Source organism: Streptococcus sp. 27098_8_74 (genome assembly GCF_041431705.1).
Taxonomy (GTDB): domain Bacteria; phylum Bacillota; class Bacilli; order Lactobacillales; family Streptococcaceae; genus Streptococcus; species Streptococcus salivarius_E.
Window position 1 is genome coordinate 19768 of sequence record NZ_JAPVYF010000017.1, and the last position, 26986, is coordinate 46753.

Genomic DNA, 26986 nt, shown 5'->3' on the forward strand with positions numbered 1-26986 from the left:
ATGAACAAAGGGTCAATTCTCAAACGCTTTCTTTATTTTTTACTAGCTTTCCTAATACTAATTATTGATCAAGTTCCAACCATCTATTTAGGTGTCAAAGATATAAGGCTGGTCTGTCTCTTAATTTTTGTCTTGCTTCTTATGAGCGCAGGAGCTCTTTTCTTAGGAAAACGTCTTGGGCTTTTCGAAGGCTTTAAGGCCCTTTCTTCCCTGAGGGCCTGGGGTATGATTGGCTTGACCTACCTAGGTATTTATATCGTTACTAGGATTGGTTCTATAGTCATGATGATGGAAGGTGTTAGTAATAGCACCAATCAGGCAGCCATAGAAAATGCCCATATGAATCCCTTCCTTCTCATAACGTTTACAGTAATTATGGCACCAATTGTGGAAGAGCTGGTTTTTCGCGGGCTTCTCATGGGACGCGTCTTTAATCCAGATTCTATTGTTGGCTTGATTGTTAGTAGTTTACTTTTTGGCCTTGTTCATATGCCGAATAGTATCGGTGTTTGGATTATATATGCAGGTATGGGGTTTGTCCTTGGGATAGCATATCGTAAGTTTCAAAAGTTAGAGTATTGTATCATGGCCCATATCATTAACAATAGTATTGCGGTTTCAATGTTATTACTCTTACAATTTTTAGCACCATATATCAAATAAAGCTCGGAATCTTCCGAGCTTTTTTCTTATAGTTTTTTAGCTTTAGCAATGGTGGTATCAATACTTGAAACCACACTATGGGTGAGGCCTGTACGCTCAAGGTCCATGAGACCGGCGATAGTAGTCCCACCAGGGCTACATACCTTGTCAATAAGATCATGTGGACTGTCGCTACCAAGACTGAGATTTTCAGCGGTAGCTAGAACAGTCTGTGTGGCAATGGTCAGAGCGACCTGCTTACTTAGGCCGTTTTTGACACCAGCCTTGGCTAGAGCCTCGATAAAGAGGGCGATGTAGGCAGGGCTAGAACCTGCTAAGGCAGTAAAGGTATCAAAATCCTTCTCAGCCAATTCAACAGTGGTTCCAAAACTGTCTGTGATTTCCTTGGCAACTGCTAAAAGGTCCTCGGATACCTTATCATTAGTGCAAAGACCAGTAGTGCTTTTGAGAATTTGAGCATTAAGGTTCGGCATGATACGAATAAGAGGAAGGTCTGGACTGGTGAGGGAAGCGAGGCGTTCTAAGGTCACTCCAGCAGCCATACTTATGATAGGTTGATGGAAATTGAGATCGGCTAGTACCTTATCAAACATTTGAGGTTTGATACCAAGGATGACCAGGTCAGCATTATCCAACAATTCCTGATGGGAAGCAGCCGCTTCAACCTCTAGTTCCTCTGCAATCTGGCGTGAACGAGCCAAGGAAGACCCTGAAATAATGATACGATGTGAGCTTGTATTTAGGCCGTTGATAATGGCTGTTGCCATTTTTCCGACACCGATAAAACCTATAATCATGGGTTACTCCTTGTCTTAGTAGTTTTTAATTAAATCTACTGTCGAGCGATCCAACTTCTTAACAATAGCTTGTAAGAAGGCCTGTGCTTCTAGGAAGTCATCCATCGCATAAAGGGTTTGGTGTGAGTGAATGTAGCGGGCACAAACACCGATAGTTGTTGATGGAACACCAGCATTCTGCAAGTGAGCGGCACCAGCATCTGTTCCGCCCGCAGCACAGTAGTATTGGTATTTGATACCAGCTTCTTCAGCAGTAGTTAAAAGGAAATCTTTCATATTGGGCAACATGATGTGACCTGGATCGAAGAAACGAATAAGTGTACCATCACCTACCTTACCTTGATTACCATAGATATCACCTGCAGGAGAACAGTCCACTGCAAAGAAAACTTCAGGATCAATTTTAGTGGTAGAGACATGGGCACCACGTAAACCAACTTCTTCTTGAACATTGGCCCCAGCGATTAGAGTATTGTTGAGTTCTTGATCCTTAACGTTTTCCAAGAGTTCACGAATCATGAGAACACCATAACGGTTATCCCAAGCTTTAGAAATGACATTCTTTTGATTGGCTGTGAGAATCGTTTCTGATTCAGGAATGATGACATCACCTGGGAAAACGCCGTAGGCATTTGCTTCTTCTTGGTTGGCAAAACCAGCATCAAAGACGATATCAGAAACACTGGGAAGACTTGAAGCTCCACCGCTAGCACGTAAGAAATGAGGTGGCACTGAACCTGAGATGACAGGATAGGTACGGCCGTCACGAGTGTGTAGAGTGAAGCGTTGTGAGCTGACAACAAGTGGGTTCCAACCACCAAGTTCAACGACACGGAAAGTTCCGTCTGCTTTGATTTCCTTAATCATAAACCCAACTTCATCCATGTGGGCAGCCACAAGCACCTTAGGGGCATTTTCTGCTTGGCTATGCTTGATACCGAAAATACCACCGAGACCATCTGTTTGGACTTCATCTACAAGTGGGGTGATGTTGTTGCGAAGGTAGTCGCGTACAGGAGCTTCAAAGCCTGAAGTAGCACTGAGCTCGGTTACTTCTTTAATTTTGTCAAATAGGGTAGTCATAAAATCCTCCTTGAGTAGTACTTGCTACTATTTTAGCACGATTCTCAAGAGATAGGTAGCCTCTCCCCATTCGTCTAAAATTATGGTAAAATGTTTCTTATGAAACGTAAAACATTGGCCTTGTTTGCTGGAGGCGTAGGAGCTTTAGGTCTCTTGGCAATGGCAGAGAAGTATAGACAGTCACGTACAGAAATGAAGAAGGCTGCATTAATCCAAGATATTAGACAAGAATTATCTCACTTGGGGACTATCGCAGTCCTTTATACAAATCCCACTGATAAGGAAAATCCAGGACTTACAGGAGGTATCGTCTTAGAGGATGGACGTTCCTATAGCTTTGTTTATGCAGAGGATATCTTGACCTATGAGGAGGAGCAGGCATGATTATTCCTAAGAATCTTGAAGAATTGGCAAGCTATGTTGAAAGTGATCAAAAGGTGGTTTTCTTTTTCACTGCCGATTGGTGTCCAGACTGCCAGTTTATCTATCCCGTTATGCCTGAAATTGAAGCCCTCCATCCAGATATGACCTTTGTGCGTGTTAACCGTGATGATTATATGGCTTTGGCGCAAACTTGGAATATTTTTGGTATCCCAAGTTTTGTCGTGACTCAGAAAGGTCAGGAATTGGGACGCTTGGTCAATAAAGCTCGTAAAACCAAAGAAGAAGTCAATGCCTTTTTGTCGGAGATTTAAAAGATGAAAATCAATCACTTTCCTAATATCTCTCTTGATATTTCAGAAACTAAAGAAAAGTATCTGACAGAAAAAAATGAGGAGATCATCGAAGAATTATGCCAAATTTTAGTAGAGCATTCCAAAATTGAAAGCGATATCTTCTTGAAACACCAAGAAATAAATACCTACAAAAAGGAAAATAGTCTTCCAACACATCAAACTATTCCTGGAGAAATGGAGTTATTTGATGAATTTAAAGTGAAGTTGACTCCTTTAGCTCAAAAACACTTGACTGATAACTGTTATAAAAGAGGTTTTTCAGCTTCTTTTGGTTCTCCAGGCACCTATGATTTTGTGTTAGAGCCCTGTCGAGTTAAGTTTATTATGAAGAGTAAGGCTAAGATGTTTCTCGAATTTTCCTATGGGAATGACTTTTGGTACCACAAACAATTTGTCTTAAAATTAACAGAGAGTGACTGGAAAATTGACAAGATTAGTTATCGCTATGGTAGTAACGACGATTCTTGGCATATCAGTCGATTTTAAAATCTAGAAAAAGAATTATTGAAGGAGAATCCATGATTTTTGCATATAATAAAGAACAAGTTGGCGACGTTTTGTTGGTTATCTTAGAAGATACTAAAGACATCAAACGTAGCGTAGAACGTAAAGGTAAAGTGGCGCGTGTCACAGCTGATGAAACAGGCAAGACTCTTGCTTGGAATATTTTTGAAGCGTCAAGCCTCATTGATATCGAAGGTAACGGTCAAGTTTTCTTGTCAGACCAAGATGTAGCTGTTTTGAACGAGGAATTGGCTAAAGAGGGCTTTGAAGAGCGTTTGGAAAACACACAAGGACCAGTCTTTGTGGTTGGACAAATTGATGAAATGGTTGCACATCCAGACAGTGACCACCTTAACATCTGCCAAGTGAACATTGGTGATAAGAAGGTCCAAATCGTTGCAGGAGCACCAAACGCAGCGCTTGGGCTTAAAACTATCGTAGCCCTTCCTGGTGCTATGATGCCTAGCGGTGCCCTTATCTTCCCAGGAAAACTTCGTGGTGAAGATAGTTATGGTATGATGTGTGCCCCACGTGAGTTGGCACTTCCAAATGCTCCACAAAAACGTGGTATTATTGAACTTGATGATTCAGCAGTAGTTGGTGAGGCTTTTGATCCAGCCAAACACTGGAAAGGGTAAATAAGACAAGAAGCGGTAAGTAAGCCGCTTTTTTTTAGGAGAGCTCGTCTTGGCAAATGGTTCAAAATTTCGAGAACCTCTTTATGCTTACCAAGTTCATCATCAAAATATAATAGTATTGCTCTCAATCTCTATTATTTGCCAAAACAACTTTATCCGAGCAATTATCTAAAAAATGTGGCTTCAAGTTTATTAATCAAGTTGTGTTTTATTTATCTGTCAGACTCAGATTTGGTGATGATTATATAAAGAAAGGAAAGTTCAATGGTTTACAACAAACATAAGGGAGTCCTTGTTTTTATGATTCTCTATACAGTCCTTTTTGTTTTTGACGGTATACGAGTATTTGATGCTCCCTTACCTTCTTCTTTAACGACCTATTTAGTTTATACCATCATGTTTTTGTATGGTTGCTTCTTATTTAAGTCTGAATTGCTCAAAAAGTGGAAAGAGGTCAGAAGTTCTAAAAGAAAATTTTTCTTGGGGGTTTTAAAAGGCTGGCTCTTACTTGTCCTGGTGACCATTTTCTTTGGACTACTATCGGCAATATTGAGGCAGGTTTTGGGACTAAGTGAACAAGGACTAAACGAGGCTAATATACAAAGTACCTTTAAAGAACAACCACTACTGATAGCAGTTTTCGCCTGTATCATTGGACCTTTTGTGGAAGAACTCTTTTTCCGTCAAATTTTATTGCATTGTTTACAGAGACATTTGCCAAGCTGGCTAAGCATTTGTGTGGTAGGATTTGTTTTCGCCTTGACCCATATGCACAGTTTGTCTTTATCAGAGTGGGTCAGTGCAGTTGGTTACTTAGGTGGCGGAGTAGCCCTTTCAATTATTTATGTGAATGAAAAGGGAAATATTTACTATCCCTTGATGGTTCATGTGCTAGGAAATATTTTATCTTTTATAGTATTGGTCATTGGTAGTGTGCAATAAGTGAATTCCAAACTATTTCAGCTTACAAAGAAAAGGCAAAGGACTCTCGTCTCTCTTCTATCAATAAAACAACTTCAAAACGGAGTGTTAAAATTATTTTAAGTGGTAATTCTGGGTCAGCAGAGGATGATTTGAGTAAGTAAACTAATGACAAGTTTGTATGGCGATAACTGTTCTTTGAATCGACAGCTCATACCAAGCTTCCTACTTCCTTTGCTAGTAGCTCAGCTCATCTTCAGATGTCTAATATTTAGTGACAAGTACATTTATTGCAGAACTCATCCTGCTTTTCACCCGAATAGATTTTACTTTTTTCTATTTAATTGAAGTCAATAATGTGATATATATATCTTATTTTTATTCTTGCTTTTTCAAAATCTGTCACTTTTTTTACTTCTGCTTACGAATAGATAGGTGGAGGTAAAAAAATGTATAACAAAGTTATTTTAATTGGACGTTTGACGGCGACTCCTGAAATGGTAAAAACTGCTAGCGATAGGTCTTTTACACGTGTTACAGTTGCGGTTAATCGTCGCTATAAGACGCAAAATGGTGAGCGTGAGGCTGACTTTATTACAGTGGTTGTCTGGGGGCGTTTGGCTGAGACCTTAGCATCTTATGCTAGCAAGGGGAGTTTAATTTCTCTTGATGGTGAGCTTCGTACTCGTAAGTACGATAAGGATGGTCAAACTCATTACGTTACTGAAGTGCTTTGTTCCTCTTTCCAACTTCTGGAGAGTCGTGCTCAGCGTGCTGTTAGGGAAAATAATCCTGATAATGACTTGGCTGACCTCGTCTTGGAAGAAGAACTTCCCTTCTAGTTTATCCTTTGACTAGCTATCTAGGTCTCCTATCTTTGAAGCAACCTCTCTAAAAAATCATGATCTTGTTCCATACCTTGTTTTAAAGAATTGTTGGAGATAAAATATTAAACACTTGTTAGACTAATAAACAGTAAAATTAGATAAGACTTAGGATGATAGGTGTTTAATAGTGTAGATAGACTAGAAAAAATAGTTTAGGAAGCCTTAAAATGTTGATATATCAACGTTTTAAATGTTAAACAAAATATTCAAAACAATGCATACAATTAACAGTTATTTCTAATGCATATCATTGTTTTATTACCGATTTTTAAATTAAATGATAGAGGTTTCATGATAAACTATAGGTGGGTAAGGAAAAAGCTATAAAAGTTACTTTTATAGTAGGCATTATTTGTTTGGAAGGAAAGTGTGAAATATCACAACTATAACGCTATCCTTGCAATTGTTTGAAACAGTTGCATTTTTGTTTATCGTTGTGAGGCCTTAGGCCTATATAATGATTTCACAGACAATTGACTATGACACTCCGACTGACATATGAATTAGGATGTTAAGCGGTCGTTGACTTTTCGTCTAGCCTTGGGGGAACACATTGGTGTGATTCCTAAGACTCACCAGACTAATGTGTTTGAAGCTAGGATGATTCGTCTTAGCTTTTTTTGTGTCCTTTAGAAAGGGAATATCATTCTTATGCTATAATAGAAGGACTAGGCGAGATATTGTCTCGCAAATCTTGGAACGGGAGTGACACTAATGCTTGACTTTACCCAAGAAGAGAAAGATTTTTTTATGTCTGAAGCTCTTAAGGAGGCCGAAAAATCTCTAGATAAAGCAGAGATTCCAATTGGATGTGTCATCGTTAAAGATGGAGAAGTCTTAGGTCGTGGGCACAATGCACGTGAGGAGCTCAATCAAGCTATCATGCATGCGGAGGTCATGGCTATTCAGGAGGCTAATAGGACTGTGGGCAATTGGCGTTTGTTAGATTGTACCCTCTTTGTAACCATCGAACCCTGTGTAATGTGTAGTGGGGCAATTGGCTTGGCTCGTATTCCTAAAGTTATCTATGGAGCAAGCAATCAAAAGTTTGGTGGTGCGGGTAGCCTTTACGATATCCTAAGAGACGAGCGCCTCAACCATCGCGTAGAAGTAGAGACTGGTGTCATGGAGGAAGAGTGTGCTAAGATTATGCAAGACTTTTTCCGTCAGAGTCGTGAACGTAAAAAAGAAGCCAAACGATTGGCTAAATTGGAAACAAGGCAAGATATGTAAACAAAAGTGCAAGGCCCTTTGGCCTTGCACTTTTTAATGGAAGATGAGTTTTTGTTTTCCTGAAGGCAATTTAGGTCACTCTTTCTATGCTTTATTTTTTTCTTTCTCTCTTGTCAAAAGAAAAATAGGCATAAAGAGGATCAGAGTACCAAAAGCGGACTTCAAATTAGCATCAATAATTGGTGTTCCTAATCGTACATGAAAGATAAGGTTGATTAGGAGTATCAGAAGTAGGCTACCGATAATTCCAGCTAAAGCTATTTTTACGAGTAAATAGTTATTCGTTTTAGGTGATTGATTAGCAGTAGTATCATTTGTTTGATTTTTTGTATGTTTCATGAGTTATCATCCTCAAAATCTTTGAGATGTCAGCTGAGTTCTGTTAGTTAGTGGGTGAGGTTATAGAAAGACTTACCTGCAGCATAGCTAAGGTCATAAGTCAGTTTTGCAGCAGCAATGCCAACAGAAATAGCGGCCCAAGGAACCACTCCACCTGATACAGCTTCAAGTTCTTGAGTAGTCATGTTTTTACGATTGTTAATGGTCTTAGTCATTGTTCATATGTCCTTTCTTTTATCGCGCAGAGTCCATGTAGCCATTGTAGGCTCCAAGGCATACCATAGTTCCAATAGGTCTTGAAGCTAGGCAGAGCCCTCCAATGGCAAGGTTAGTCTTCCATCCGCCTCCTGTTACTGAGGCTAGGTCAGCTGCCTTCATTTCTTTGTTAATCACTGTCATTCTCCTTTTTTTATTTTTGGTGAGTTTTTAAATCTCATACCCTCTCACCACGAGTTAAGAGGTATGTTAAACATGACTTCTCCTTTAAATAAAGTCAGCCATGTCACTAGCTTTTGGTGCTTTCCTCAAGCTATGGATTTATTATAAGGTGTCGAGAAATAAAAAAGTAGTGACATAAATGTCACCATGGTAAGTCTTATGTTTTATCGAAGTTTAGACTGACCGAAGGAAATAATAGGGATTGATAGGGGATAGGTCTAGCTAGTCTTATCATAAGTTCTCTACTTGCAATCACTGCAATTTATGGTATAATATTTTTCGGAGCAACATCTGTGCGTGAAGCGGGTCAGGGGAGGAATCCAGCAGCCCTAAGCGATTTCAGGTGTGTGCTCTTTTTTTGTGTCGAGGAGGATTTATGGCCAAATTTAGTGTTTTTAAAGATTAAGAGAGTCTTTTTGCTTGTCCTATCTGTCAAGCGCCAATGCATTTGGATTTGTCTAGCTTGGTTTGTCAGAATAGGCATACCTTTAATATCGCCAAGCAGGGCTTTGTCAATTTTTTGAGACAGACTAAGGGAGATAAGAACTATGATATGGCTTCTTTTGAAAAGAGGAGTCAGATTCTTGCGGCAGGCTATTACGATCCTATCCTGGAGGTGATTTCAGAGCGCTTGCGTGACCTTCCTGAACACTCGCACGTTCTAGATGTTGCCTGTGGTGAGGGCTATTATAGCCGTCAGTTGGCTCAAGAGTTTGACAAGGATTTCATGGCCTTTGATTTGTCTAAGGATTCTATCCTTCTTGCGGCTCGTCAAAATCCTCAGAAAAATGTAGCTTGGTTTGTTGGCGATTTGGCTCAATTGCCTTTACGTGAACACTGTATCGATGTGATTTTAGATATTTTTTCACCAGCTAATTATCAAGAATTTGGACGACTTTTGTCTGATCATGGCTTGGTTTTTAAGGTTATTCCTCATGAGGATCATCTTAAAGAGTTTCGCCAATTGTTACCGGAGGCGCAGGCTTATTCGAACCAGGATGTTCTGGAACATTTTCAAGAGTCCTGTGACCTTTTGGAGCGTGTGACGATTGCTAAGACTTGGTCTATGCCATCAGAGCATGTTCAAACATTTGCTGAGATGACACCTCTTTTTTTCCATGCCAATAAGGATACTTTGGACTTGACTTCAGTGACGCAATTAACCGTTGCGGGAGAACTGCTGATTGGCCGTATTAGAGATGATAAGCAATCCTAACAGTCGTTGGGTTTTTTTTGATGGGAAAATGTCTCAGTTAGCTTGTTTGGTCTTCCTAAAAGGTGTATGATGAGAGCAATGAGTAAGAAAGTTTCAGTAATGGGTAAAAAGCGATGAAAAATAGAGCTTATAAGAACTACATTTTTGATTTTTATGGTACCTTGGTTGATATCTTAACTGATGAGAAGGATCCTGTGTTATGGGATAAACTAGGCCAACTATATCAGGCTTATGGAGCGGCTTATGAGGGCGAGACTCTTAAAAAGGCTTATGCTAAGCACGTGGATCAGGCCCGTAAGGAGTTAATAGATCTCAAAGGAGTTGCTTATCCAGAAATTGATTTAGCCCACATTTTTAACCAGCTTTATGTAGACGCTCGGCCTCAGTCTCGTAACTCTAATCAGCCGGAAGATTGGGGACAATTGATAGCAATGGTCTTTCGCGTCTTATCTCGCAAACATGTGACGGCTTATCCCCATACCAAGGAGGTGCTAGCCTTTCTAAAAGAGCAGGGCTGTCGGATTTATCTCTTGTCTAATGCTCAAGCAGCCTTTACTAACGCTGAGATTGACCTAATGGCGTTAAGACCTTATTTTGATGCTATTTACTTGTCTTCGGATGCCGGTATCTGTAAGCCGCAACCTGAATTTTTAAAGCAAGTTTTGGATGATCATGGGTTAAACCCGTCTGAGACAGTCATGGTTGGAAATGACTTAACGACTGATATTGCTGTGGCTGAAGCAGTTGGAATCGATAGTATCTTGCTCAATACCTTCCCTTATTCTCGTCGAGAACTGGAGAATTCCCCAATCAAGCCAGACCGAGTGATTACTGATATAGAAGCTCTAAAGACCAATTTTACATAAAAATACACTGTATTTGGCAAAAGCAAAGACAATTATCAGAATTTTTGGTATAATAATTCCTAACTTTATGTGAATGGAGAATCTCATGACTGCACAAAAAATGTCTGCACAAGAAATTATCGCTTTTATCGGTAATGCTGAAAAGAAAACGAATGTTAAAGTAACTTTTGAAGGGGAATTGGCAACTGCTGTTCCAGCTTCTGTCACTAAACTTGGTAACGTTCTTTTCGGAGACTGGAAAGATATCGAACCACTTCTTGCGAATTTGACTGAAAACAAGGACTATGTTGTGGAACAAGATGGCCGTAACTCAGCTGTTCCATTGCTTGATAAACGTCACCTTAATGCACGTATCGAACCAGGTGCTATTATCCGAGACCAAGTAACTATCGAAGACAATGCTGTCGTTATGATGGGTGCTGTAATCAATATCGGTGCTGAAATTGGTGCTGGTACTATGATTGATATGGGTGCTATCCTTGGTGGTCGTGCTACTGTTGGTAAAAACAGCCATATCGGTGCGGGTGCAGTCCTTGCTGGTGTGATTGAACCAGCTTCAGCAGACCCAGTTCGTATCGGTGATAACGTTCTTGTTGGTGCTAATGCTGTTGTTATTGAAGGTGTTCAAGTTGGTAACGGTTCAGTCGTTGCTGCTGGAGCTATCGTTACTCAAGATGTTCCTGAAAATGTGGTTGTAGCTGGTGTTCCAGCTCGTATCATCAAGGAAATTGATGAAAAAACACAACAAAAAACAGCACTCGAAGACGCTTTGCGTAACTTATAACATATTGATAGTAGAGGCCTGTAAGGCCTCTATTTCTAGATTCTCTATAAAATAAGACAATAAAAAGGATAAAAACATGACACTTGATTTAATTAAAATCAGACGAGACCTTCACCAAATTCCTGAAATTGGTTTGGAAGAATTTAAAACTCAGGCTTATCTCTTAGAGCGTATTGCTGAAATGACTGAAGGTAAGGACTTTGTGGAGCAACGTACTTGGCGTACAGGGATCCTTGTCTATCTTCACGGGCATGCTCCTGAAAAAACTATTGGTTGGCGTACAGATATTGATGGTCTCCCAATCGTAGAGGAAACAGGTCTTGACTTCAAGTCTACTCATGAAGGTCGTATGCATGCTTGTGGACACGATATGCACATGACTACAGCGCTTGGTCTTTTGGACCAGATGCTTCAAGTAAAGCCTAAAAATAACATGCTCTTCCTCTTCCAGCCGGCTGAAGAAAATGAAGCTGGTGGTATGCTTATGTATGAGGACGGTGCCTTTGGAGACTGGTTGCCAGATGAGTTCTATGGCCTCCACGTCCGTCCAGATTTCAAGGTAGGTGATATTGCGACTAACACAAGCACCCTTTTTGCTGGGACTTGTGAAGTCCTCGTTACTTTCAAGGGGAAAGGTGGACATGCGGCCTTTCCACATGAGGCCAATGATGCCCTTGTAGCAGCTTCTTACTTTATTACTCAGGTGCAAACAATTGTCAGTCGTAATGTTGACCCTATCCAGGGTGGGGTAGTTACCTTTGGTTCTTTCCATGCAGGAACTACTAACAATGTTATCGCTGAAACTGCAGAGGTTTATGGAACTATTCGTACCCTTACTCAGGAAATGAGTCTCCTTATCCAGAAGCGCGTGCGCCAGATTGCAGAGGGCGTGGCAGCTAGCTTTGGTATGGAAGTGGATATCATGTTGAAACAAGGTGGTTATCTTCCTGTGGAAAATAATCCAGCCTTGGCCAAAGAGTTGATGGCTTTCTTTGATGCTAGCCCAGAGGTTAACCTGATTGATTGTCCACCAGCTATGACTGGAGAGGACTTTGGTTATTTGCTTAGTAAGGTTCCTGGTGTCATGTTCTGGTTGGGAATTGACACGCCATATGCACTTCACCATCCTAAGATGAGTCCAAATGAAGATGCCCTCGCTTTTGCAGTGGCTGAAATTGGAAAATTCCTTAAACACAAGGCAGAAGCCTAACCATAGTTGATACAGCTAAAAAATCTACCAAGTCTGACTTTTGGTAGCTTTTTTGATATGATAAACCTATGAAAAATGAACTTAGAAAAACAGTCTTGGCTCAGTTAACTTCACAAGATCCTGAGACTAAGGCTAAGATAGATCAATATCTTTTGGAGCAATTGATTGCCTTACCTGCTTATAAAGATGCCCAGGTGATTGCGACTTATTTGTCTTTTCCTCATGAATATGATACCGGTCTTTTAATCAATCAGGCTTTAAAGGATGGTAAACGACTTTTGATTCCTAAAACATATAAACAAGGTCGAATGATTTTTGTGGATTATGATCCAGATAATCTTGTTGCAACCTCTTTTGGCTTGATGGAACCTGTGTCTGATTTGGCTGTGGAAAAATCAGAGATTGATTTAATTCATGTGCCAGGAGTAGTTTTCAATGATGAAGGCTATCGCATTGGTTACGGAGCAGGTTACTATGACCGCTATTTGTCTGATTTTGAAGGGGAGACCGTTAGTACGGTTTATCCTTGCCAGAAACATGATTTTCAACCAGATAGCTATGATATTCCTGTTAAGGAGGTTGTTACATGCAAGTAAATGAGTGGAAGAAATACCCAGCAACCTATCTATTGTTGGGGCTTACGACGCTGACTTTCATCTGTCAATATCTCTTAAATGGCTTTCAAGCGACCTCACCTTTGAGCCTCTTTAAGATGGGGGCCATGTACGGTGCTTTTGTTCAGTACAGCCCACTGAACCTCTGGCGTCTTGTAACACCGATTTTTGTGCATATAGGTGTTGAGCATTTTCTATTTAATATGCTTGCCCTTTACTTTATGGGGAAAATGGCTGAGCAGATTTTTGGGACTCTACGTTTTCTAGGGCTCTATTTGTTGGCTGGTGTTATGGGAAATGCCTTTACCTTACTTTTTACGCCTAATGTTATTGCAGCTGGTGCTTCGACATCCTTGTTTGGACTTTTTGCGGCTGTTGTGATTCTTGGCTACTATAGTCATAGTCCTTTGCTTAATCAGTTAGGTCGCAATTACTTGGCTTTGATTGTCATAAACTTAATCTTCAACCTGTTTACACCTAGTGTTGGGATTACAGGCCATCTTGGTGGTTTAGTTGGAGGTGCTCTTGCAGCTATCTTTTTGGCTAACAAGGTTGAAAGTCGCTTATTTAGTAAAGGTTGGCGTTTTACAGCTCTTTTAACTTACATTTTACTATTGCTGATTCTTCTAGGATTTACTTATTTTTAAATTATATGAAAAAACCATCGAACCTGACATTCGATGGTTTTTATATTAGTCTTTTTTAGCTGCTTTGCCTTCAAGTTTGTGGCCCAAGTCAATGAGGTATTGCTTGAGGTCATCTTTAACTTGAGGATGTTTAAGTGCGTAATCGATTGATGTTTTCATGAATCCGAATTTGTCACCGACATCATAACGGTCTCCAGTAAATTCGCGAGCAAAGACGCGTTGTGTCTTGTTAAGTTTATCGATAGCATCAGTCAATTGGACTTCATTTCCAGCACCTGGTTCTTGAGTTTCCAAAATACCGAAAATTTCAGGTGTTAGAAGGTAACGCCCGATGATAGCAAGATCACTTGGTGCATCCTCTGGATTTGGTTTTTCAACGAAAGTTTCAACGCTATAACGTCCATTTTCACCTTTGCCTTGAGGGGCGATGACACCATAAGAAGAAACTTCTTCATGAGGTACAGGCATAACTGCAATGGTTGATGCGTGTGTTTCCTCATAATCATTAATGAGCTGCTTAGTCAAAGGTACTGCTTTGTCATTAGTGATATCCATGAGGTCGTCACCAAGCATGACAACGAATGGCTCATTTCCGACAAATGCTTTGGCTTGAAGAACAGCATCTCCAAGGCCACGTGGGTGGCTTTGGCGGATAAAGTGGAGGTTAATAGCAGTGGTGTCATTAACCAATTTCAACAGGTCTGTCTTACCTTTTTGTTCCAAGTTGTATTCTAACTCGAAGTTTGAATCAAAGTGGTCTTCGATAGAACGTTTTGACTTACCAGTAACCACCAAGATATCTTCGATACCTGATTTGAGGGCTTCTTCAACGATAAATTGGATGGTTGGTTTGTCAACGATTGGCAACATTTCTTTGGCCAAGGCCTTAGTAGCTGGTAAAAAGCGTGTTCCGAGTCCTGCAGCGGGGATGATAGCTTTTCTAACTTTTTGATTCTTCATGAGAACTCCTTAGATTTTTATTTTTTATCCCATTCATTTTCAGAGCGCAATTCGTTGGACATCATATTGAGAATAGATTCCTTGATATCAGCACCCTCATAGATAGATTTGTAGATTGCTGTTGTTATTGGCATGTAGACGCCGAGTTCTTGGGCGATTTCATAGGCAACCTTTGTGGTTGAAATACCCTCGATAACCATTCCCATGTTACGTTCAATGTCTTCTAGCTTTTCTCCACGACCGAGCGCATCCCCAGCACGCCAGTTACGTGAATGGATAGAAGTTCCTGTAACAATAAGGTCACCAACCCCAGATAGACCGCTGTAAGTCAAAGGATCAGCCCCAAGTTTCACACCAAGACGAGTAATTTCCGCAAGGCCACGAGTAATAACGGCTGCCTTAGCATTGTCCCCATATCCCATACCGTGGAGGGCACCAGCACCTACCGCGATAATGTTTTTAAGAGCACCAGCTGTTTCAACACCAATCACATCTGAATTGGTGTAGAGGCGGAAGTAGCTATTGCTGAAAATACCTTGGACATAGCGTGCCGCTTCAAGATCCTTAGATGCTGCTGTAATCAAAGTGATATCGCGAACAATAGTTTCTTCAGCGTGGCTTGGACCAGATACGACAACAATCTCACTACGAAGTTCCTTAGGAATCTCTTCTTCAAGGATTGTTGAAAGGCGTTCGTGTGTTCCAGGTTCCAAACCTTTGGAAGCATGCATAACAACAACTTCGTGGTCCAAAAGTTCAGCAACTTGCTTAGCAACTAAGCGAGTGACCTTGGTTGGAACAACAAAGAGAACAGCGTCGACACTATCTAGGGCTTCAGATAGCTCTTTGTAGGCTTTAATGTTTTCATCCAAAACCACATCCTTGAAGTAGCGGGTATTGGTGTGTTTCTCGTTAATTTCATCAATTTGTTCAGGGATGTTTCCCCAAATACGGACCTCGTGTCCGTTGTCGTTGAGTACCTGAGCAAGGGCAGTTCCCCATGAACCAGGGCCCAAGACAGCGATTTTTTGTTTTTTCATCATTAGGTCTCCCTTTAGGTCCTTTCTAACAAAGTAGAAAAAGACTGTATTCTTTCTCATTATAACATAAGAAAAGCATGTTTGTCTTGTACTCTCTGTTAGGAGGGCTGATGGCTATTTATTTTTTCAGCCAATTTTGGGCAATGTAGCCCCCAATGAGAGCAGCCATGAGCGTTCCTCCAATCAGGATTAAGACATGACTGGCTGTAAAGGGAACCATAACTTGATTTACATAATCTTGAGTTTTCCCTTTGGCTAGGAGCTGTGCGATATAAGCTTTGGGCGCAAGCCACATGGTGATAATGGGTGCTAAGTTCCCTAGGGAAAAGATCATATAGGAAAGTAAATTAAGTTTACTATTCTCATAGTTCCCTTTCTTAGCTAGAAAGTCAGCGACAAGGCCAGCCAGAAAGCTAGGAAGAAAGGCTAGAACAAAGTGCCCAGAAGCAAAGAAGAAGAGGGACATAAAGATACCCAGACAGGTAATCGCTCCAAATTGTTTTGTCTTTCTGATAAGCCCCAAGTAGACCCAGCCTGCAAAGATAGCCGCTAAGGCAGGTGTATGATACATATTTTTGACTTTGAAAAAGATTAAATCAATAGCAACTGCAAGGGCTAGGCAAATAAAATACAGTAGAATAGCTAGGCTGGTTTGTTTGATGAATGTCTTTTGACGCATGTGGTCTCCTAATCAATGTGAGGTGTTTTAGTTTTATTGAGCCAAGAGTATGCCAAACCAATGAAAATACCTCCGCCAATCCAGTTACCGAAGAAAACGACTACCCACTGACGTAGAATATTTGCCAAAGTGAAATTATCCACAGAGTCACGCACACCGTTGAAACCGAGCAACATGAAAGAGGCAAAGTTAGCAATCAAGTGTTCATTAATTAAAAATACAAACATGAAGATAGCTGATAGCGCAATGAAAATCTTAGCAGATTCTTCTTTGAGGAGCATGTAGCCCAAGATGGCAATATTAACGAACATATTCGCTGTAATACCTTCTGTAAAGTTCATCCAATCTGTTTTTCCAAGCTTGGTTGAGACAGCAGTAACTAAGAAGCTCTTGTCAGTCAAATGTTGGAAAGAGAAGGATTGGTTGAAGAACCAGGCCAAGATAAGGGCACCGACAAAATTAAAGAAGGTACAGTAGAGGAGGATGGTACACACCTTGCTCCATTTGATTTTACCATAATAGGCACCACTGGTCAGGAACATCATGTTTGAAGTAGCCAACTCTCCATTGAATATGAGAACGAAGACCAGTCCGATGGCAAAGATAAAGGCAAAAACAAAACGAGAAAGGGCCGGAATACCTGTAGCGATAACATCCGCACCAATAATTCCTACAGCAGTTGACATGGTAAGATAAGCTCCTGCAAGCATAGAACGCAAGGCATAGCGACCCAGACTTTCGTCAAAGAGAGCTTCTTTTTTAGCACAAGCAGCGAATACTTTTTCTTTAAATTGAGACATAGGTTTACCTCTAAAATATGTGGCATGGAGCATGGCAAATGCGCAAGCTCGAGTGAAACTTAATCTAGGATGACCATGAAAAAAAGTCAGGACAGTTGTCCCAACTTTTCCAAGTCTTAATATGAGGATGCTCCAGATGTGGCATCTGCGGCTGGGGCTGCGTCGCCACCATGACCACCCGCATCTGATGCACCAGATGTGGCGTCGCTACCGCCATGACTAGCTGCAGCTGGTGCAAAAGGACCGCTTCCTCCGACAAGGCGTTGACCAGTTGTTTCGAGATACCAGTCAAGCCATGGTTTAAAGTTAAAGACGATTTCATTGATTCCTGCATAAGAACCATCATCATAGTACATAGCCTGATAGTTATGCGTATTGATAACTCCTTCAGGTGACCCTGGAACAATCGTACGAACATATTCTTGGTTACCATTACGCAGTGTACCAATAACCCATTCCACATTTTTCATACGAGCTGGTGGAAGTGAGCCGTGAACAGTTGACATACGGCTACCAGATTGAGGTGGCACACGTTTGGCAAACATAGTGTCAGGATCTTGATGGGCGTTGTTGTAGTAGAGGAACTGGTTGTTATCATCGGCATAGGTCAATTCAAATGGCATAGCCTTGAGGAACATGTCAATTTGATTAACCGTCAAAATACCGTGGTCCAATTTCACGTAGGTATCACCAGATACCGCACCAGTGATTTCAGCTACTTTTTCTACCCACTCTGGATCGTCAGGATCAACTTCGGTAACAGTTGTAGCGATTGGGTTGTTACAATCCAAGTCTTCAGGTTCAATTGGTTTTGGTTTTTTCAATTTAGAAACCACTCCTACATATTGGATGAAATTGTCTAAGCATTGTTCAAGGAAATTAATAGTACCTTCGTTAGTAATGTTCCCCTCAAGGTCAAAAGCTTCTTTAGCCTTTCCAAGCAAGAATTCATTACCTGGAAGTGTATAAGCATTAACACCAGGCGCTTCAAGGATTTTACGCAAATGCACTTGGGCACGTGAAGTTCCTTGGTCGTAGTAAGAAGCACCAACAATCATTACAGGCTTGTTTTCAAAAGGGTGCACTTCGAATGATAGCCACTCTAATACTGATTTAAGTGCTGCAGAGATAGTGTGATTGTGCTCAGGTGTTGCAATGATGACACCGTCAGCGCGTGTAATTTTGTTATTAAGTAAGCGAAGTTGGAAACTTTCATCCCATTTTTCATCTTGGTTAAACATAGGAACTTCATCAATTTCCAAAACTTCAAGTTCAAATTTAATTTTAAAATGTCTTCTGATAAATTCGAGCAGTTTACGGTTATATGATTGATCATAATTTGCTCCAACGAGTCCAACAAATTTCATAGTTTATATTCTCCTGTCTTATAGGCTTTCCCAGTCGAAGTCTTCAGCTTCTTTATGTAATAACTCTGTAGCATGTGAGAGTTTACCAGTAATTTTGACGTAGAGACGGAAGTCATCGAAAATAGCATCTAATTTTTTGATGACATCGAGGTCAACTAAATCGCCGTTGCTATCAAAAGCTTGAAGGGAATGTGAAAGCAAGAATTCGTCTGGAAGCACATTAGCTTTGATTTCTGGAGCATTCAAAATTTGACGAAGTTGTAGCTGTGCACGAGAAGCTCCTAGAGTTCCATAAGATGCTCCTGTAATCATAACAGGCTTATTCAAAAGAGGGAAAACACCGTATGAGACCCAAGCTAAAGCATTCATGAGAACAGCTGGAATTGAGTGGTCATACTCAGGTGTTCCAATAATAACCCCATCAGCCTCATCGATTTTTTTAACGATTTCAAGGACACTTTCTGGCAATTGTTTGTTAGCGGGTTTGTTAAAGACAGGGAGGTCTTTGATTTCAACAAGTTCGATGTCTGCCTTATCTGCAAAATGTTTCTGAATATATTGCAATAATTGTCTATTAGTTGAACGTTTTGAATTCGTACCAACAAGTCCGATGAATTTCATGACAATTCTCCTTAAAAGTATTATATCTATTATTATGTTAGCGTTTTCCTAGTTAAAAGTCAATCTTCGTTTAATGAGAAAGTGATTAGACTATTACCTTTGTCATCTTATTTCGAATAGATTATAATGGGATAGATTTAAAAGTCTGAAGCTAGCATGGCTAGTTTTACAAGAATTAATTTATAGATGTATCGAAAGGAAAAATAATGACAAAAATTCGTGGATTTGAACTTGTATCAACCTATACCAATCAGGACTTGCTTCCAAAACGGGAGACAGCCCATGCAGCTGGCTACGACTTAAAGGTGGCAGAGCGCACAGTGATTGCACCAGGAGAAATCGTCCTCGTCCCAACTGGGGTCAAGGCTTATATGCAAGCGGGTGAGGTGCTATATCTTTATGATCGTTCTTCTAATCCTCGCAAAAAAGGTCTGGTCTTGATCAACTCTGTTGGAGTTATTGATTGCGATTACTATGGAAATCCAGGGAATGAGGGTCACATCTTCGCCCAGATGAAAAATATTACGGATCACCCCGTGACTCTTGAAGTTGGCGAACGCATCGTTCAAGGTGTCTTTATGCCCTTCTTAATTGTAGATGGAGATGAAGCTGACGGTGTTCGTACAGGTGGTTTCGGATCGACAGGGAAATAGAGAAAGAATATGGCAGACTATTTATTAGTTGTAGATATGCAGTCAGACTATGTTGCTGTAGGAAAAGCATATCATGAAGAACTGACTGTAGCTGTAAATGACAAAATTGCCAGCTATCCCAGTGACCGGGTTATCTATATTCTCAACCGTTTTTTCTGGGAGAGAAAAGATAGAAAGAAGAAATTTGCGACCGGCTTGCTGCTTGTATCTTCTCGTATCTTTGAGAAGCGTCGGGCTTCTTGCTTTACCAATCTGGATTTAAAAGAGTTTCTGGAGGGGAATGCTGCTAGAAGCATAGAGTTTATAGGGGTAGATGGCAATGGCTGTGTCAAGGCTTCCATTTTGGCAGCTGTCAAGGAGAATTATCAGGTTTCTGTCGATTTGTTCGCTGTCGGAGTTGCCAACCAGAAGAAATTTACAAAAACATTGCATAAGTGGCATTCTGTCGGAGTAATCGTAGAAGGAGAATTATCATAGCAAAGAAAAAATCAACTTTTGTTTGTCGAGAATGTGGCTACAATTCACCCAAATATCTAGGGCGCTGTCCCAACTGTTCTTCTTGGTCCTCTTTTGAAGAAGAGGTTGAGGTGCAGGAGGTAAAAAATGCCCGTGTCAGTTTGACGGGTGAAAAGTCTAAACCAACTAAATTAAAAGAAGTATCCTCAATCAATTATGCCCGCATAAAGACTGATATGGACGAGTTTAACCGTGTTTTAGGTGGCGGTGTGGTTCCGGGCAGTCTGGTTCTTATTGGAGGAGATCCAGGGATAGGGAAATCAACCCTTCTCTTACAGGTGTCAACGCAACTGGCTAACAAGGGAACAGTCCTCTATGTATCTGGAGAAGAATCTGCCGAGCAAATCAAATTGCGGAGTGAACGTTTAGGCGATATTGATAACGAATTTTATCTGTATGCTGAGACCAATATGCAAGCCGTTCGCAGTCAAGTAGAGGCCATAAAACCCGATTTCCTCATTATCGACTCTATTCAGACCATTATGAGTCCAGAGATTTCTGGCGTTCAAGGTTCTGTATCTCAGGTTCGTGAAGTCACTGCTGAACTCATGCAGATTGCCAAAACCAATAACATTGCCACATTTATTGTTGGGCATGTGACCAAGGAGGGACAGCTGGCTGGACCACGTATGTTGGAACACATGGTGGATACTGTGCTCTATTTTGAGGGGGAACGTCATCATACCTTCCGTATTTTACGAGCAGTCAAAAACCGTTTTGGTTCAACCAATGAGATTGGGATTTTTGAGATGCAGTCTGGTGGTTTGGTAGAGGTGCTAAATCCTAGCCAGGTTTTCTTAGAGGAACGCCTAGACGGTGCTACAGGTTCTGCCATTGTTGTGACAATGGAAGGTAGCAGACCTATCTTAGCTGAAGTTCAAGCCTTGGTGACACCAACCGTCTTTGGTAATGCCAAGCGGACAACGACGGGACTGGACTTTAACCGTGTCAGCCTCATTATGGCTGTTTTAGAGAAACGTTGTGGCCTTCTTCTCCAAAATCAAGATGCCTATCTCAAATCGGCTGGTGGTGTCAAATTAGACGAGCCAGCTATTGACCTTGCTGTAGCCGTTGCGATTGCTTCTAGTTACAAGGAGCTTCCAACCAATCCACAAGAAGCTTTTATAGGAGAAATTGGGTTGACTGGAGAGATTCGCCGAGTAACTCGCATTGAACAGCGTATTAATGAGGCTGTTAAATTAGGTTTTACTAAGATTTATGCTCCTAAAAATTCGCTTCATGGCATGAAGATTCCAGAAGGTATCCAGGTTATTGGGGTCACGACGGTAGGAGAAGTACTCAAAAAAGTCTTTTCTTAAAAAGAGGCCTCAAAACAAGTGTTTGGAAGCGCTTGCAAAAGTACCTGTTCGATGCTATACTTTTCTTAAGAATAGGGAGGTATTTATTATGCAATTTTTTACAGACAGCAATATGCAATTCCCGCTAGTAGAGTTATCTCTTAATCAAGGTGAAACAGTCTTTATCCAGCGTGGCAGTATGGTATATCACACACCGAATGTGACACTGAGTACCAAATTAAATGCCAGTGGATCAGGTTTAGGTCGCTTTGTAAAAGCAGTTGGGCGTTCAATGGTTTCGGGCGAAAGTAGCTTTATTACTCAGGTTGTCTCGCAGTCCAATAACGGCTATATAGCCTTGGCCCCTGATTCTCCAGGTCAAGTGATTCCACTTTATTTAGGTGAAAAACAGTACCGACTAAACGACGGTGCCTTTCTAGCACTTGATGGCACAGCTTACTATACAATGGAGCTTCAGTCTGTTGGTAAGGCTCTTTTTGGTGGTCAGGGTGGTTTCTTTGTAATGACTACCCAAGGCCAAGGAACTCTCTTGGCAAATGCTTATGGCTCTATTAAAAAAATTGAGCTAAACAATCAAGAAGTGACTATTGATAATGCTCATGTCGTTGCCTGGAGTCAGACACTTGATTATAATATTCACCTGGAAAATGGTTTCTGGCAGTCTATTGGGACAGGAGAGGGTGTTGTGAATACCTTTAGAGGAACAGGTGAAATTTATGTTCAAAGTCTCAATCTTCAAACCTTTGCAGGCTTGCTTAATAGATACTTGCCAAAACGTTCATAATATAAATTGAAGGAGGATGGATGCTTGTTAGCATTTATTCTCCTTTTTTATGTTGCGAACTCAATAGCTGACAAGTTAATAAAAAGATGATAAGATAGTGTGTAAATAATTTGATAGTCAAATTATTTTCTTCATTAGAAAGTGAGTTATTATGTCTTATTTTGAAAACTTTCTCAATGCCAACAAAGCCTATGTTGACCTCCACGGGACAGCCCATCTTCCCTTGAAACCAAAGACTAAGGTGGCTATTGTGACTTGTATGGATTCACGCCTTCACGTTGCTCAGGCTTTGGGGTTGGCCCTAGGTGACGCTCATATTTTACGTAATGCGGGTGGTCGTGTGACGGAAGATATGATTCGTTCTTTGGTCATTTCTCAACAACAGATGGGGACACGAGAAATCGTAGTTCTTCACCATACAGATTGTGGTGCTCAGACCTTTAAGAACGATGAGTTTACCGCCTATCTCAATAAAGAACTTGGTGTTGATGTTTCTGATCAAGATTTTCTTCCATTCACAGATGTAGAAGAGAGTGTTCGTGAAGATATGGCTATTCTTCGTCAGTCACCGCTTATCCCTGAGGATGTTATCATCTCCGGTGCGGTTTATGATGTAGATACTGGTCGAATGACTCAAGTTCATCCCTAATACCGAAAAGTTTAGCAGGCATGATTGCCTGCTTTTTTCATGGTTTGACATAAAAAAAACTCAGCATAAAATATAAATGCTGAGTTAATCTAGTTTTTAAGAAACGATAAAAATGAGAATCACAGTCCCTAAATAGAAAAGACTGGTGATAAAAAAGCTGATACGCCAGAATAACTTAAGAAAACGTTTAAACTTGAAAGATTGTGTTTTTCTTAGCATCTGAATTGTGATAATTATAGCCGCCAAGGATAATAAGATAGTGATGTAAGGCAGAAAGCTATGGGTGAAGAAACGGGCTGACACAGCAACCACCTCAATAAAATAAAGTGGGAAGGTAAGGTCAGCAAAATTAAGCCCGAGGTATTTTAAACTAAAGAATCGGTGGATGATAAAAGCAAAGATAGGTGTTAAAATCAAAAAAGCTATAGCAAAGAATTTATATAGAATCATAAGTCTATTTTACCTCGAAAAGTCCTTTATGTAAATTTTTTCCTAAACTTAATAAGAAATTCTTGCATCTAAAAAGAATTTCTGTATAATAGATAAGGTATGTAAAAACATACTTGTGGGAGGTAACAAAACTTACTTACCGCCAAAACCACAATAGGAGGAAATTACAAAATGGCTAAAAAAGTCGAAAACATCGTAAAACTTCAGATTCCTGCTGGTAAAGCGACTCCAGCTCCACCAGTTGGACCAGCTCTTGGTCAAGCCGGAATCAACATCATGGGATTCACTAAAGAGTTTAACGCTCGTACAGCTGATCAAGCTGGTATGATCATCCCAGTTGTTATCTCTGTGTATGAAGATAAATCATTTGATTTCATCACTAAAACACCACCAGCTGCTGTTCTTTTGAAAAAAGCTGCAGGTGTTGAAAAAGGTTCAGGTACTCCAAACTCAGTTAAAGTTGCTTCAGTAACTCGTGCACAAGTACAAGAAATTGCTGAAACTAAAATGCCTGACTTGAACGCTGCAAACATCGAATCAGCTATGCGTATGATCGAAGGTACTGCACGTTCAATGGGATTCACTGTTACTGACTAATTCAGTTAACAAGAAAACCACAGACGTCGTCTCACTTCGCTGAGTGACGTGGAAGATGAAAGTCGTTATGACCACATTACACAAGGAGAAATAATTAACATGGCTAAAAAAAGCAAACAAATGCGTGCTGCTCTTGAGAAAATCGACAGCACAAAAGCTTACAGCGTAGAAGAAGCTGTAGCTCTTGCACAAGAAACTAACTTCGCAAAATTCGATGCTACTGTTGAAGTATCATACAACCTTAACATCGACGTTAAGAAAGCTGACCAACAAATCCGTGGAGCAATGGTATTGCCAAACGGTACTGGTAAAACTCAACGCGTTCTTGTATTTGCTCGTGGTGCTAAAGCTGAAGAAGCTAAAGCAGCAGGTGCTGACTTCGTTGGTGAAGACGAACTCGTTGCTAAAATCAACGGTGGATGGCTTGACTTTGACGTTGTTGTTGCAACACCAGATATGATGGCAATCGTTGGTCGTCTTGGACGTGTCCTTGGACCACGTAACTTGATGCCAAACCCTAAAACTGGTACAGTAACTATGGACGTTGCTAAAGCAGTTGAAGAGTCTAAAGGTGGTAAAATCACTTACCGTGCTGATAAAGCAGGTAACGTACAAGCTATCATCGGTAAAGTTTCATTCGAAACTGAAAAATTGGTTGAAAACTTCAAAGCATTTAACGATGCAATCCAAAAAGCTAAACCAGCTACAGCGAAAGGTACTTACATCACAAACCTTTCAATCACTACTACACAAGGTGCTGGTATCAAAGTTGATCCTAACTCATTGTAAGAGTAGTAAAAAACCTATCTTCGGATAGGTTTTTTTCTTACTCTAGACACGAAATTTGAGTAGAAAATAAAAAATATTCAGAAAGTAGTGCTGCTTTTTCGAATTTATGGTATAATTTAAGCGTATACACATAATTATTGATTTTGAACTTTTTACGTTGCGAATTAAGGAGGCAATGAATGAAAAAGAGTAAGGTATTTTTACTAGCAACCGTAGGCCTGTTATCTGTAGGTGTTTTAACGGCTTGCTCGTCATCAAGTAAGACGTCTGGTAAGACTTATAATTATGTTTACGGTGGCGATCCTGCAACCCTAGACTATGTTTCTACAAATAAGAAAAACATGACGACAGCCGTTAGTAACGGTGTTGATGGTTTGTTTGAAAATGACCAATACGGGAATCTAAAACCTTCTGTCGCTGAAAACTGGTCTGTTTCTCAAGATGGTTTGACCTATACTTACAAGATTCGTAAGGGTATCAAATGGTACACTTCAGACGGCGAAGAATATGCCAATGTAACAGCTAAAGACTTTGTGACAGGACTTAAGCATGCTGCGGATACAAATTCTGAAGCGATTTATTTGCTACAAAACTCAGTTAAGGGCTTGAATGATTACCTTTCAGGTGCCAACAAGGACTTTTCAAATGTAGGTATCAAGGCTGTTGATGATTACACCTTGCAATATACGCTTAGTCAACCAGAACCTTATTGGAATTCAAAATTGACCTACTCTGTTACTTGGCCTGTTAATGGAGAATTCTTGAAATCTAAAGGTAAAGACTTTGGTAAGTCAACAGATCCGACTTCTATTCTCTATAACGGTCCATACCTTCTTAAATCTTTGACAACGAAATCATCTATTGAGTTCACCAAGAATGAAAACTATTGGGATAAGGATAATGTCTACTTTGATACAGTTAAATTGACTTATGATGATGGTACAGACCAAGAATCCTTGGAACGTAACTTCACAGATGGAGTCTATAACTTAGCTCGTCTATACCCAACTAGTTCAAACTATTCTAAAGTTGAAAAACAGTACAAAGACAATATTTTCTATACACAACCTGGAGCAGCTGTAGAAGGTGTCGGTATTAATATCGATCGTCAAACTTATGGTCATACATCTAAAGAAAATGACCAGCAAAAGACATCAACTAAGACAGCTCTTCTTAACAAAGATTTCCGTCAAGCATTAGGTTTTGCTATTGACCGTACGAATTATGCTGCACAACTTAACGGTAAAGAGGGTGGTAGTACTGCCGTTCGTAATATCTATGTTAAACCAGACTTTGTTCAAGCAGATGGTAAAGATTTCGGAACTATGGTAATGGATCAATTACCAAGCTATGGTGATGAGTGGTCTGGTGTGAATCTTGCAGATAGTCAAGATGGTCTTTATAATCCAGAAAAAGCTAAGGCTGAATTTGCTAAAGCTAAAGAAGCTCTTCAAGCAGAAGGGGTTCAGTTCCCAATCCATTTGGATGTTCCTGTCAATCAGTCAAATAAAATCTTTGTGAATCAAGTGCAGTCACTTAAACAATCTATTGAATCCGCTCTTGGAAAAGATAATGTTGTACTTGATCTTCACCAATTGTCAACTGATGATTTCTATAATATTACATACTCTGCTTCAAATGCAGCTGCAGAGGATTGGGACTTGTCAGTAGGTGTGGCTTGGGAGCCTGATTACCTTGATCCATCAACTTATCTTGATGTCTTGAAGACTACAAATAGTGAAAATACTAAATCTTTCATGGGTTATGATGATCCAAATAGTCAAGCGGTTCAAAAAGTAGGTCTTAAAGAATATGACCAATTGGTTGATGATGCTTCTAAGGAAACAACAGACTTGACGGCTCGTTATGAAAAATATGCAAAAGCTCAGGCATGGTTGACGGATAGTGCACTTTATATCCCAACGACTACTTATAATGGTGCAGCCGCTGTAATTTCTCGTATTAAGCCATTCTCAGGAGCATATGCTCAAGCTGGTGATAAAGGTTCTACATACTACTTCAAGTATCTTAAATCTCAAGATGATATTGTAACTAAGAAACAATACGACTCAGCTTATAAAGATTGGCTTAAAGAAAGAGCGAAATCTAATGACAAAGCTCAAAAAGATCTTGCCAAACACGTTAAGTAATCTATCGAAAACGTCTACCTTTAGGTAGTCGTTTT

34 protein-coding genes and 1 other RNA gene are annotated in these 26986 nt (G+C 40.3%); 23 read left to right on the top strand and 12 right to left on the bottom strand.

Features of this window, described 5'->3' with window-relative positions:
• On the top strand, window positions 1-663 hold the full coding sequence (locus O3670_RS07720; protein ID WP_175057817.1) for a CPBP family intramembrane glutamic endopeptidase: 663 nt from the start codon (window positions 1-3) through the stop codon (window positions 661-663).
• Between the two features lie 26 nt (window positions 664-689).
• On the opposite strand, the gene proC is transcribed toward O3670_RS07720, so the two are convergent.
• Complete coding sequence (gene proC / locus O3670_RS07725) at window positions 690-1460, bottom strand: pyrroline-5-carboxylate reductase (RefSeq protein ID WP_013991257.1); 771 nt, start codon at window positions 1458-1460, stop codon at window positions 690-692.
• 15 nt (window positions 1461-1475) lie between these two features.
• Window positions 1476-2543, bottom strand: coding sequence for a glutamyl aminopeptidase (gene pepA / locus O3670_RS07730; protein ID WP_175057816.1), 1068 nt, complete (start codon window positions 2541-2543; stop codon window positions 1476-1478).
• A 99-nt stretch (window positions 2544-2642) separates the two neighbouring features.
• On the opposite strand from pepA, the gene O3670_RS07735 reads away from it, so the two are divergent.
• The 7 genes from O3670_RS07735 (at window position 2643) to tadA (ending at window position 7463) form a co-directional block, all read left to right on the top strand.
• Complete coding sequence (locus tag O3670_RS07735) at window positions 2643-2927, top strand: DUF4651 domain-containing protein (protein WP_021152625.1); 285 nt, start codon at window positions 2643-2645, stop codon at window positions 2925-2927.
• A complete protein-coding gene (locus O3670_RS07740; RefSeq protein WP_070475326.1) occupies window positions 2924-3238 on the top strand; it encodes a thioredoxin family protein in 315 nt (104 codons plus the stop codon). Before O3670_RS07735 ends, O3670_RS07740 begins: the two co-directional genes overlap by 4 nt.
• 3 nt (window positions 3239-3241) lie before the next feature.
• Entirely contained in the window at window positions 3242-3766 is a 525-nt protein-coding gene (locus O3670_RS07745; RefSeq protein WP_371595955.1) for a hypothetical protein, read from the top strand.
• A gap of 32 nt (window positions 3767-3798) precedes the next feature.
• Entirely contained in the window at window positions 3799-4422 is a 624-nt protein-coding gene (gene ytpR, locus O3670_RS07750; RefSeq protein WP_002885779.1) for a YtpR family tRNA-binding protein, read from the top strand.
• Window positions 4423-4686: 264 nt separating this feature from the next.
• Window positions 4687-5364 carry a CPBP family intramembrane glutamic endopeptidase gene (locus O3670_RS07755; RefSeq protein WP_002887005.1) on the top strand — a complete coding sequence of 226 codons (678 nt, stop codon included), beginning with the start codon at window positions 4687-4689 and terminating at the stop codon, window positions 5362-5364.
• Window positions 5365-5792: 428 nt separating this feature from the next.
• The gene (locus O3670_RS07760; protein ID WP_002885697.1) at window positions 5793-6185 is read left to right on the top strand and encodes a single-stranded DNA-binding protein; all 393 of its coding nucleotides are present in this window, start codon (window positions 5793-5795) and stop codon (window positions 6183-6185) included.
• Between the two features lie 759 nt (window positions 6186-6944).
• The gene (gene tadA / locus O3670_RS07765; protein ID WP_049553956.1) at window positions 6945-7463 is read left to right on the top strand and encodes a tRNA adenosine(34) deaminase TadA; all 519 of its coding nucleotides are present in this window, start codon (window positions 6945-6947) and stop codon (window positions 7461-7463) included.
• 84 nt (window positions 7464-7547) lie between these two features.
• Here tadA and O3670_RS07770 read toward each other — a convergent pair whose 3' ends face one another.
• The 3 genes from O3670_RS07770 to O3670_RS07780 are packed head-to-tail and all read right to left on the bottom strand — an operon-like array spanning window position 7548 to window position 8195.
• Complete coding sequence (locus O3670_RS07770) at window positions 7548-7802, bottom strand: hypothetical protein (RefSeq protein ID WP_038676855.1); 255 nt, start codon at window positions 7800-7802, stop codon at window positions 7548-7550.
• A gap of 47 nt (window positions 7803-7849) precedes the next feature.
• Complete coding sequence (locus O3670_RS07775) at window positions 7850-8017, bottom strand: class IIb bacteriocin, lactobin A/cerein 7B family (RefSeq protein ID WP_002885883.1); 168 nt, start codon at window positions 8015-8017, stop codon at window positions 7850-7852.
• Between the two features lie 19 nt (window positions 8018-8036).
• Window positions 8037-8195, bottom strand: coding sequence for a class IIb bacteriocin, lactobin A/cerein 7B family (locus tag O3670_RS07780; RefSeq protein ID WP_038676853.1), 159 nt, complete (start codon window positions 8193-8195; stop codon window positions 8037-8039).
• Between the two features lie 321 nt (window positions 8196-8516).
• On the opposite strand from O3670_RS07780, the gene ffs reads away from it, so the two are divergent.
• The 7 genes from ffs (at window position 8517) to O3670_RS07815 (ending at window position 13577) form a co-directional block, all read left to right on the top strand.
• Window positions 8517-8602: signal recognition particle sRNA small type (gene ffs / locus O3670_RS07785), an RNA gene on the top strand.
• 65 nt (window positions 8603-8667) lie between these two features.
• Window positions 8668-9456 carry a methyltransferase domain-containing protein gene (locus tag O3670_RS07790; protein WP_371595956.1) on the top strand — a complete coding sequence of 263 codons (789 nt, stop codon included), beginning with the start codon at window positions 8668-8670 and terminating at the stop codon, window positions 9454-9456.
• A gap of 113 nt (window positions 9457-9569) precedes the next feature.
• Window positions 9570-10322 (top strand): HAD family hydrolase, encoded by a 753-nt coding sequence (locus O3670_RS07795; protein WP_038676849.1) that lies wholly within the window; start codon window positions 9570-9572, stop codon window positions 10320-10322.
• 85 nt (window positions 10323-10407) lie between these two features.
• Window positions 10408-11106 carry a 2,3,4,5-tetrahydropyridine-2,6-dicarboxylate N-acetyltransferase gene (gene dapD / locus O3670_RS07800; protein ID WP_002886999.1) on the top strand — a complete coding sequence of 233 codons (699 nt, stop codon included), beginning with the start codon at window positions 10408-10410 and terminating at the stop codon, window positions 11104-11106.
• Window positions 11107-11182: 76 nt separating this feature from the next.
• Window positions 11183-12316, top strand: a complete 1134-nt coding sequence (locus tag O3670_RS07805; protein WP_038676847.1) for an N-acetyldiaminopimelate deacetylase — start codon at window positions 11183-11185, stop codon at window positions 12314-12316.
• Between the two features lie 68 nt (window positions 12317-12384).
• On the top strand, window positions 12385-12912 hold the full coding sequence (locus tag O3670_RS07810) for a 5-formyltetrahydrofolate cyclo-ligase (RefSeq protein ID WP_038676845.1): 528 nt from the start codon (window positions 12385-12387) through the stop codon (window positions 12910-12912).
• Window positions 12903-13577 carry a rhomboid family intramembrane serine protease gene (locus O3670_RS07815; protein ID WP_038676843.1) on the top strand — a complete coding sequence of 225 codons (675 nt, stop codon included), beginning with the start codon at window positions 12903-12905 and terminating at the stop codon, window positions 13575-13577. The genes O3670_RS07810 and O3670_RS07815 overlap by 10 nt, the downstream gene beginning before the upstream one ends.
• A 45-nt stretch (window positions 13578-13622) precedes the next feature.
• Here O3670_RS07815 and galU read toward each other — a convergent pair whose 3' ends face one another.
• The 6 genes from galU to O3670_RS07845 form a co-directional block, all read right to left on the bottom strand.
• Window positions 13623-14537 carry a UTP--glucose-1-phosphate uridylyltransferase GalU gene (gene galU, locus O3670_RS07820; protein WP_003091906.1) on the bottom strand — a complete coding sequence of 305 codons (915 nt, stop codon included), beginning with the start codon at window positions 14535-14537 and terminating at the stop codon, window positions 13623-13625.
• A gap of 17 nt (window positions 14538-14554) precedes the next feature.
• Window positions 14555-15577 carry an NAD(P)H-dependent glycerol-3-phosphate dehydrogenase gene (locus O3670_RS07825; protein ID WP_022496721.1) on the bottom strand — a complete coding sequence of 341 codons (1023 nt, stop codon included), beginning with the start codon at window positions 15575-15577 and terminating at the stop codon, window positions 14555-14557.
• Window positions 15578-15695: 118 nt separating this feature from the next.
• Window positions 15696-16256, bottom strand: a complete 561-nt coding sequence (locus tag O3670_RS07830; RefSeq protein WP_038676838.1) for an MptD family putative ECF transporter S component — start codon at window positions 16254-16256, stop codon at window positions 15696-15698.
• Window positions 16257-16264: 8 nt separating this feature from the next.
• A complete protein-coding gene (locus O3670_RS07835; RefSeq protein WP_175057815.1) occupies window positions 16265-17056 on the bottom strand; it encodes a formate/nitrite transporter family protein in 792 nt (263 codons plus the stop codon).
• A 116-nt stretch (window positions 17057-17172) separates the two neighbouring features.
• The gene (locus tag O3670_RS07840) at window positions 17173-18423 is read right to left on the bottom strand and encodes an NAD(P)H-dependent oxidoreductase (RefSeq protein WP_002885631.1); all 1251 of its coding nucleotides are present in this window, start codon (window positions 18421-18423) and stop codon (window positions 17173-17175) included.
• A gap of 18 nt (window positions 18424-18441) precedes the next feature.
• The gene (locus tag O3670_RS07845) at window positions 18442-19044 is read right to left on the bottom strand and encodes an NADPH-dependent FMN reductase (protein WP_002886986.1); all 603 of its coding nucleotides are present in this window, start codon (window positions 19042-19044) and stop codon (window positions 18442-18444) included.
• Between the two features lie 206 nt (window positions 19045-19250).
• On the opposite strand from O3670_RS07845, the gene O3670_RS07850 reads away from it, so the two are divergent.
• The 5 genes from O3670_RS07850 (at window position 19251) to O3670_RS07870 (ending at window position 22965) form a co-directional block, all read left to right on the top strand.
• Entirely contained in the window at window positions 19251-19697 is a 447-nt protein-coding gene (locus O3670_RS07850) for a dUTP diphosphatase (protein WP_175057814.1), read from the top strand.
• Window positions 19698-19706: 9 nt separating this feature from the next.
• On the top strand, window positions 19707-20174 hold the full coding sequence (locus O3670_RS07855; protein ID WP_175057813.1) for an isochorismatase family protein: 468 nt from the start codon (window positions 19707-19709) through the stop codon (window positions 20172-20174).
• Window positions 20171-21532, top strand: coding sequence for a DNA repair protein RadA (radA, locus tag O3670_RS07860; RefSeq protein ID WP_371595957.1), 1362 nt, complete (start codon window positions 20171-20173; stop codon window positions 21530-21532). Before O3670_RS07855 ends, radA begins: the two co-directional genes overlap by 4 nt.
• Window positions 21533-21620: 88 nt before the next feature.
• Window positions 21621-22316 (top strand): TIGR00266 family protein, encoded by a 696-nt coding sequence (locus O3670_RS07865; RefSeq protein WP_037598509.1) that lies wholly within the window; start codon window positions 21621-21623, stop codon window positions 22314-22316.
• 151 nt (window positions 22317-22467) lie between these two features.
• Entirely contained in the window at window positions 22468-22965 is a 498-nt protein-coding gene (locus O3670_RS07870) for a beta-class carbonic anhydrase (protein ID WP_002885818.1), read from the top strand.
• Window positions 22966-23061: 96 nt separating this feature from the next.
• Here O3670_RS07870 and O3670_RS07875 read toward each other — a convergent pair whose 3' ends face one another.
• Complete coding sequence (locus tag O3670_RS07875) at window positions 23062-23415, bottom strand: DUF3397 domain-containing protein (protein ID WP_002885872.1); 354 nt, start codon at window positions 23413-23415, stop codon at window positions 23062-23064.
• Window positions 23416-23586: 171 nt separating this feature from the next.
• On the opposite strand from O3670_RS07875, the gene rplK reads away from it, so the two are divergent.
• The 3 genes from rplK (at window position 23587) to O3670_RS07890 (ending at window position 26951) form a co-directional block, all read left to right on the top strand.
• A complete protein-coding gene (rplK, locus tag O3670_RS07880; protein ID WP_002885648.1) occupies window positions 23587-24012 on the top strand; it encodes a 50S ribosomal protein L11 in 426 nt (141 codons plus the stop codon).
• A gap of 99 nt (window positions 24013-24111) precedes the next feature.
• Entirely contained in the window at window positions 24112-24801 is a 690-nt protein-coding gene (rplA, locus tag O3670_RS07885; RefSeq protein ID WP_002885800.1) for a 50S ribosomal protein L1, read from the top strand.
• 179 nt (window positions 24802-24980) lie between these two features.
• Window positions 24981-26951, top strand: coding sequence for a peptide ABC transporter substrate-binding protein (locus tag O3670_RS07890; protein WP_049545213.1), 1971 nt, complete (start codon window positions 24981-24983; stop codon window positions 26949-26951).
• Window positions 26952-26986 lie beyond the last annotated feature (35 nt).

Excerpts from the sequence above, each read along its gene's own strand:
- O3670_RS07865 (WP_037598509.1), top strand. The coding sequence starts at position 21,621 with ATGCAATTTTTTACAGACAGCAATATGCAATTCCCGCTAGTAGAGTTA.
- O3670_RS07875 (WP_002885872.1), bottom strand. The coding sequence starts at position 23,415 with ATGATTCTATATAAATTCTTTGCTATAGCTTTTTTGATTTTAACACCT.
- O3670_RS07840 (WP_002885631.1), bottom strand. The coding sequence starts at position 18,423 with ATGAAATTTGTTGGACTCGTTGGAGCAAATTATGATCAATCATATAAC.
- dapD (WP_002886999.1), top strand. The coding sequence starts at position 10,408 with ATGACTGCACAAAAAATGTCTGCACAAGAAATTATCGCTTTTATCGGT.
- O3670_RS07740 (WP_070475326.1), top strand. The coding sequence starts at position 2,924 with ATGATTATTCCTAAGAATCTTGAAGAATTGGCAAGCTATGTTGAAAGT.
- O3670_RS07770 (WP_038676855.1), bottom strand. The coding sequence starts at position 7,802 with ATGAAACATACAAAAAATCAAACAAATGATACTACTGCTAATCAATCA.
- O3670_RS07745 (WP_371595955.1), top strand. The coding sequence starts at position 3,242 with ATGAAAATCAATCACTTTCCTAATATCTCTCTTGATATTTCAGAAACT.
- pepA (WP_175057816.1), bottom strand. The coding sequence starts at position 2,543 with ATGACTACCCTATTTGACAAAATTAAAGAAGTAACCGAGCTCAGTGCT.
- galU (WP_003091906.1), bottom strand. The coding sequence starts at position 14,537 with ATGAAGAATCAAAAAGTTAGAAAAGCTATCATCCCCGCTGCAGGACTC.
- O3670_RS07850 (WP_175057814.1), top strand. The coding sequence starts at position 19,251 with ATGACAAAAATTCGTGGATTTGAACTTGTATCAACCTATACCAATCAG.
- O3670_RS07890 (WP_049545213.1), top strand. The coding sequence starts at position 24,981 with ATGAAAAAGAGTAAGGTATTTTTACTAGCAACCGTAGGCCTGTTATCT.
- O3670_RS07830 (WP_038676838.1), bottom strand. The coding sequence starts at position 16,256 with ATGCGTCAAAAGACATTCATCAAACAAACCAGCCTAGCTATTCTACTG.
- rplA (WP_002885800.1), top strand. The coding sequence starts at position 24,112 with ATGGCTAAAAAAAGCAAACAAATGCGTGCTGCTCTTGAGAAAATCGAC.
- O3670_RS07835 (WP_175057815.1), bottom strand. The coding sequence starts at position 17,056 with ATGTCTCAATTTAAAGAAAAAGTATTCGCTGCTTGTGCTAAAAAAGAA.
- O3670_RS07755 (WP_002887005.1), top strand. The coding sequence starts at position 4,687 with ATGGTTTACAACAAACATAAGGGAGTCCTTGTTTTTATGATTCTCTAT.
- O3670_RS07775 (WP_002885883.1), bottom strand. The coding sequence starts at position 8,017 with ATGACTAAGACCATTAACAATCGTAAAAACATGACTACTCAAGAACTT.
- ytpR (WP_002885779.1), top strand. The coding sequence starts at position 3,799 with ATGATTTTTGCATATAATAAAGAACAAGTTGGCGACGTTTTGTTGGTT.
- O3670_RS07845 (WP_002886986.1), bottom strand. The coding sequence starts at position 19,044 with ATGAAATTCATCGGACTTGTTGGTACGAATTCAAAACGTTCAACTAAT.
- O3670_RS07870 (WP_002885818.1), top strand. The coding sequence starts at position 22,468 with ATGTCTTATTTTGAAAACTTTCTCAATGCCAACAAAGCCTATGTTGAC.
- O3670_RS07805 (WP_038676847.1), top strand. The coding sequence starts at position 11,183 with ATGACACTTGATTTAATTAAAATCAGACGAGACCTTCACCAAATTCCT.
- O3670_RS07760 (WP_002885697.1), top strand. The coding sequence starts at position 5,793 with ATGTATAACAAAGTTATTTTAATTGGACGTTTGACGGCGACTCCTGAA.
- O3670_RS07815 (WP_038676843.1), top strand. The coding sequence starts at position 12,903 with ATGCAAGTAAATGAGTGGAAGAAATACCCAGCAACCTATCTATTGTTG.
- O3670_RS07825 (WP_022496721.1), bottom strand. The coding sequence starts at position 15,577 with ATGAAAAAACAAAAAATCGCTGTCTTGGGCCCTGGTTCATGGGGAACT.
- O3670_RS07735 (WP_021152625.1), top strand. The coding sequence starts at position 2,643 with ATGAAACGTAAAACATTGGCCTTGTTTGCTGGAGGCGTAGGAGCTTTA.
- O3670_RS07795 (WP_038676849.1), top strand. The coding sequence starts at position 9,570 with ATGAAAAATAGAGCTTATAAGAACTACATTTTTGATTTTTATGGTACC.
- O3670_RS07810 (WP_038676845.1), top strand. The coding sequence starts at position 12,385 with ATGAAAAATGAACTTAGAAAAACAGTCTTGGCTCAGTTAACTTCACAA.
- O3670_RS07855 (WP_175057813.1), top strand. The coding sequence starts at position 19,707 with ATGGCAGACTATTTATTAGTTGTAGATATGCAGTCAGACTATGTTGCT.
- O3670_RS07720 (WP_175057817.1), top strand. The coding sequence starts at position 1 with ATGAACAAAGGGTCAATTCTCAAACGCTTTCTTTATTTTTTACTAGCT.
- rplK (WP_002885648.1), top strand. The coding sequence starts at position 23,587 with ATGGCTAAAAAAGTCGAAAACATCGTAAAACTTCAGATTCCTGCTGGT.
- proC (WP_013991257.1), bottom strand. The coding sequence starts at position 1,460 with ATGATTATAGGTTTTATCGGTGTCGGAAAAATGGCAACAGCCATTATC.
- tadA (WP_049553956.1), top strand. The coding sequence starts at position 6,945 with ATGCTTGACTTTACCCAAGAAGAGAAAGATTTTTTTATGTCTGAAGCT.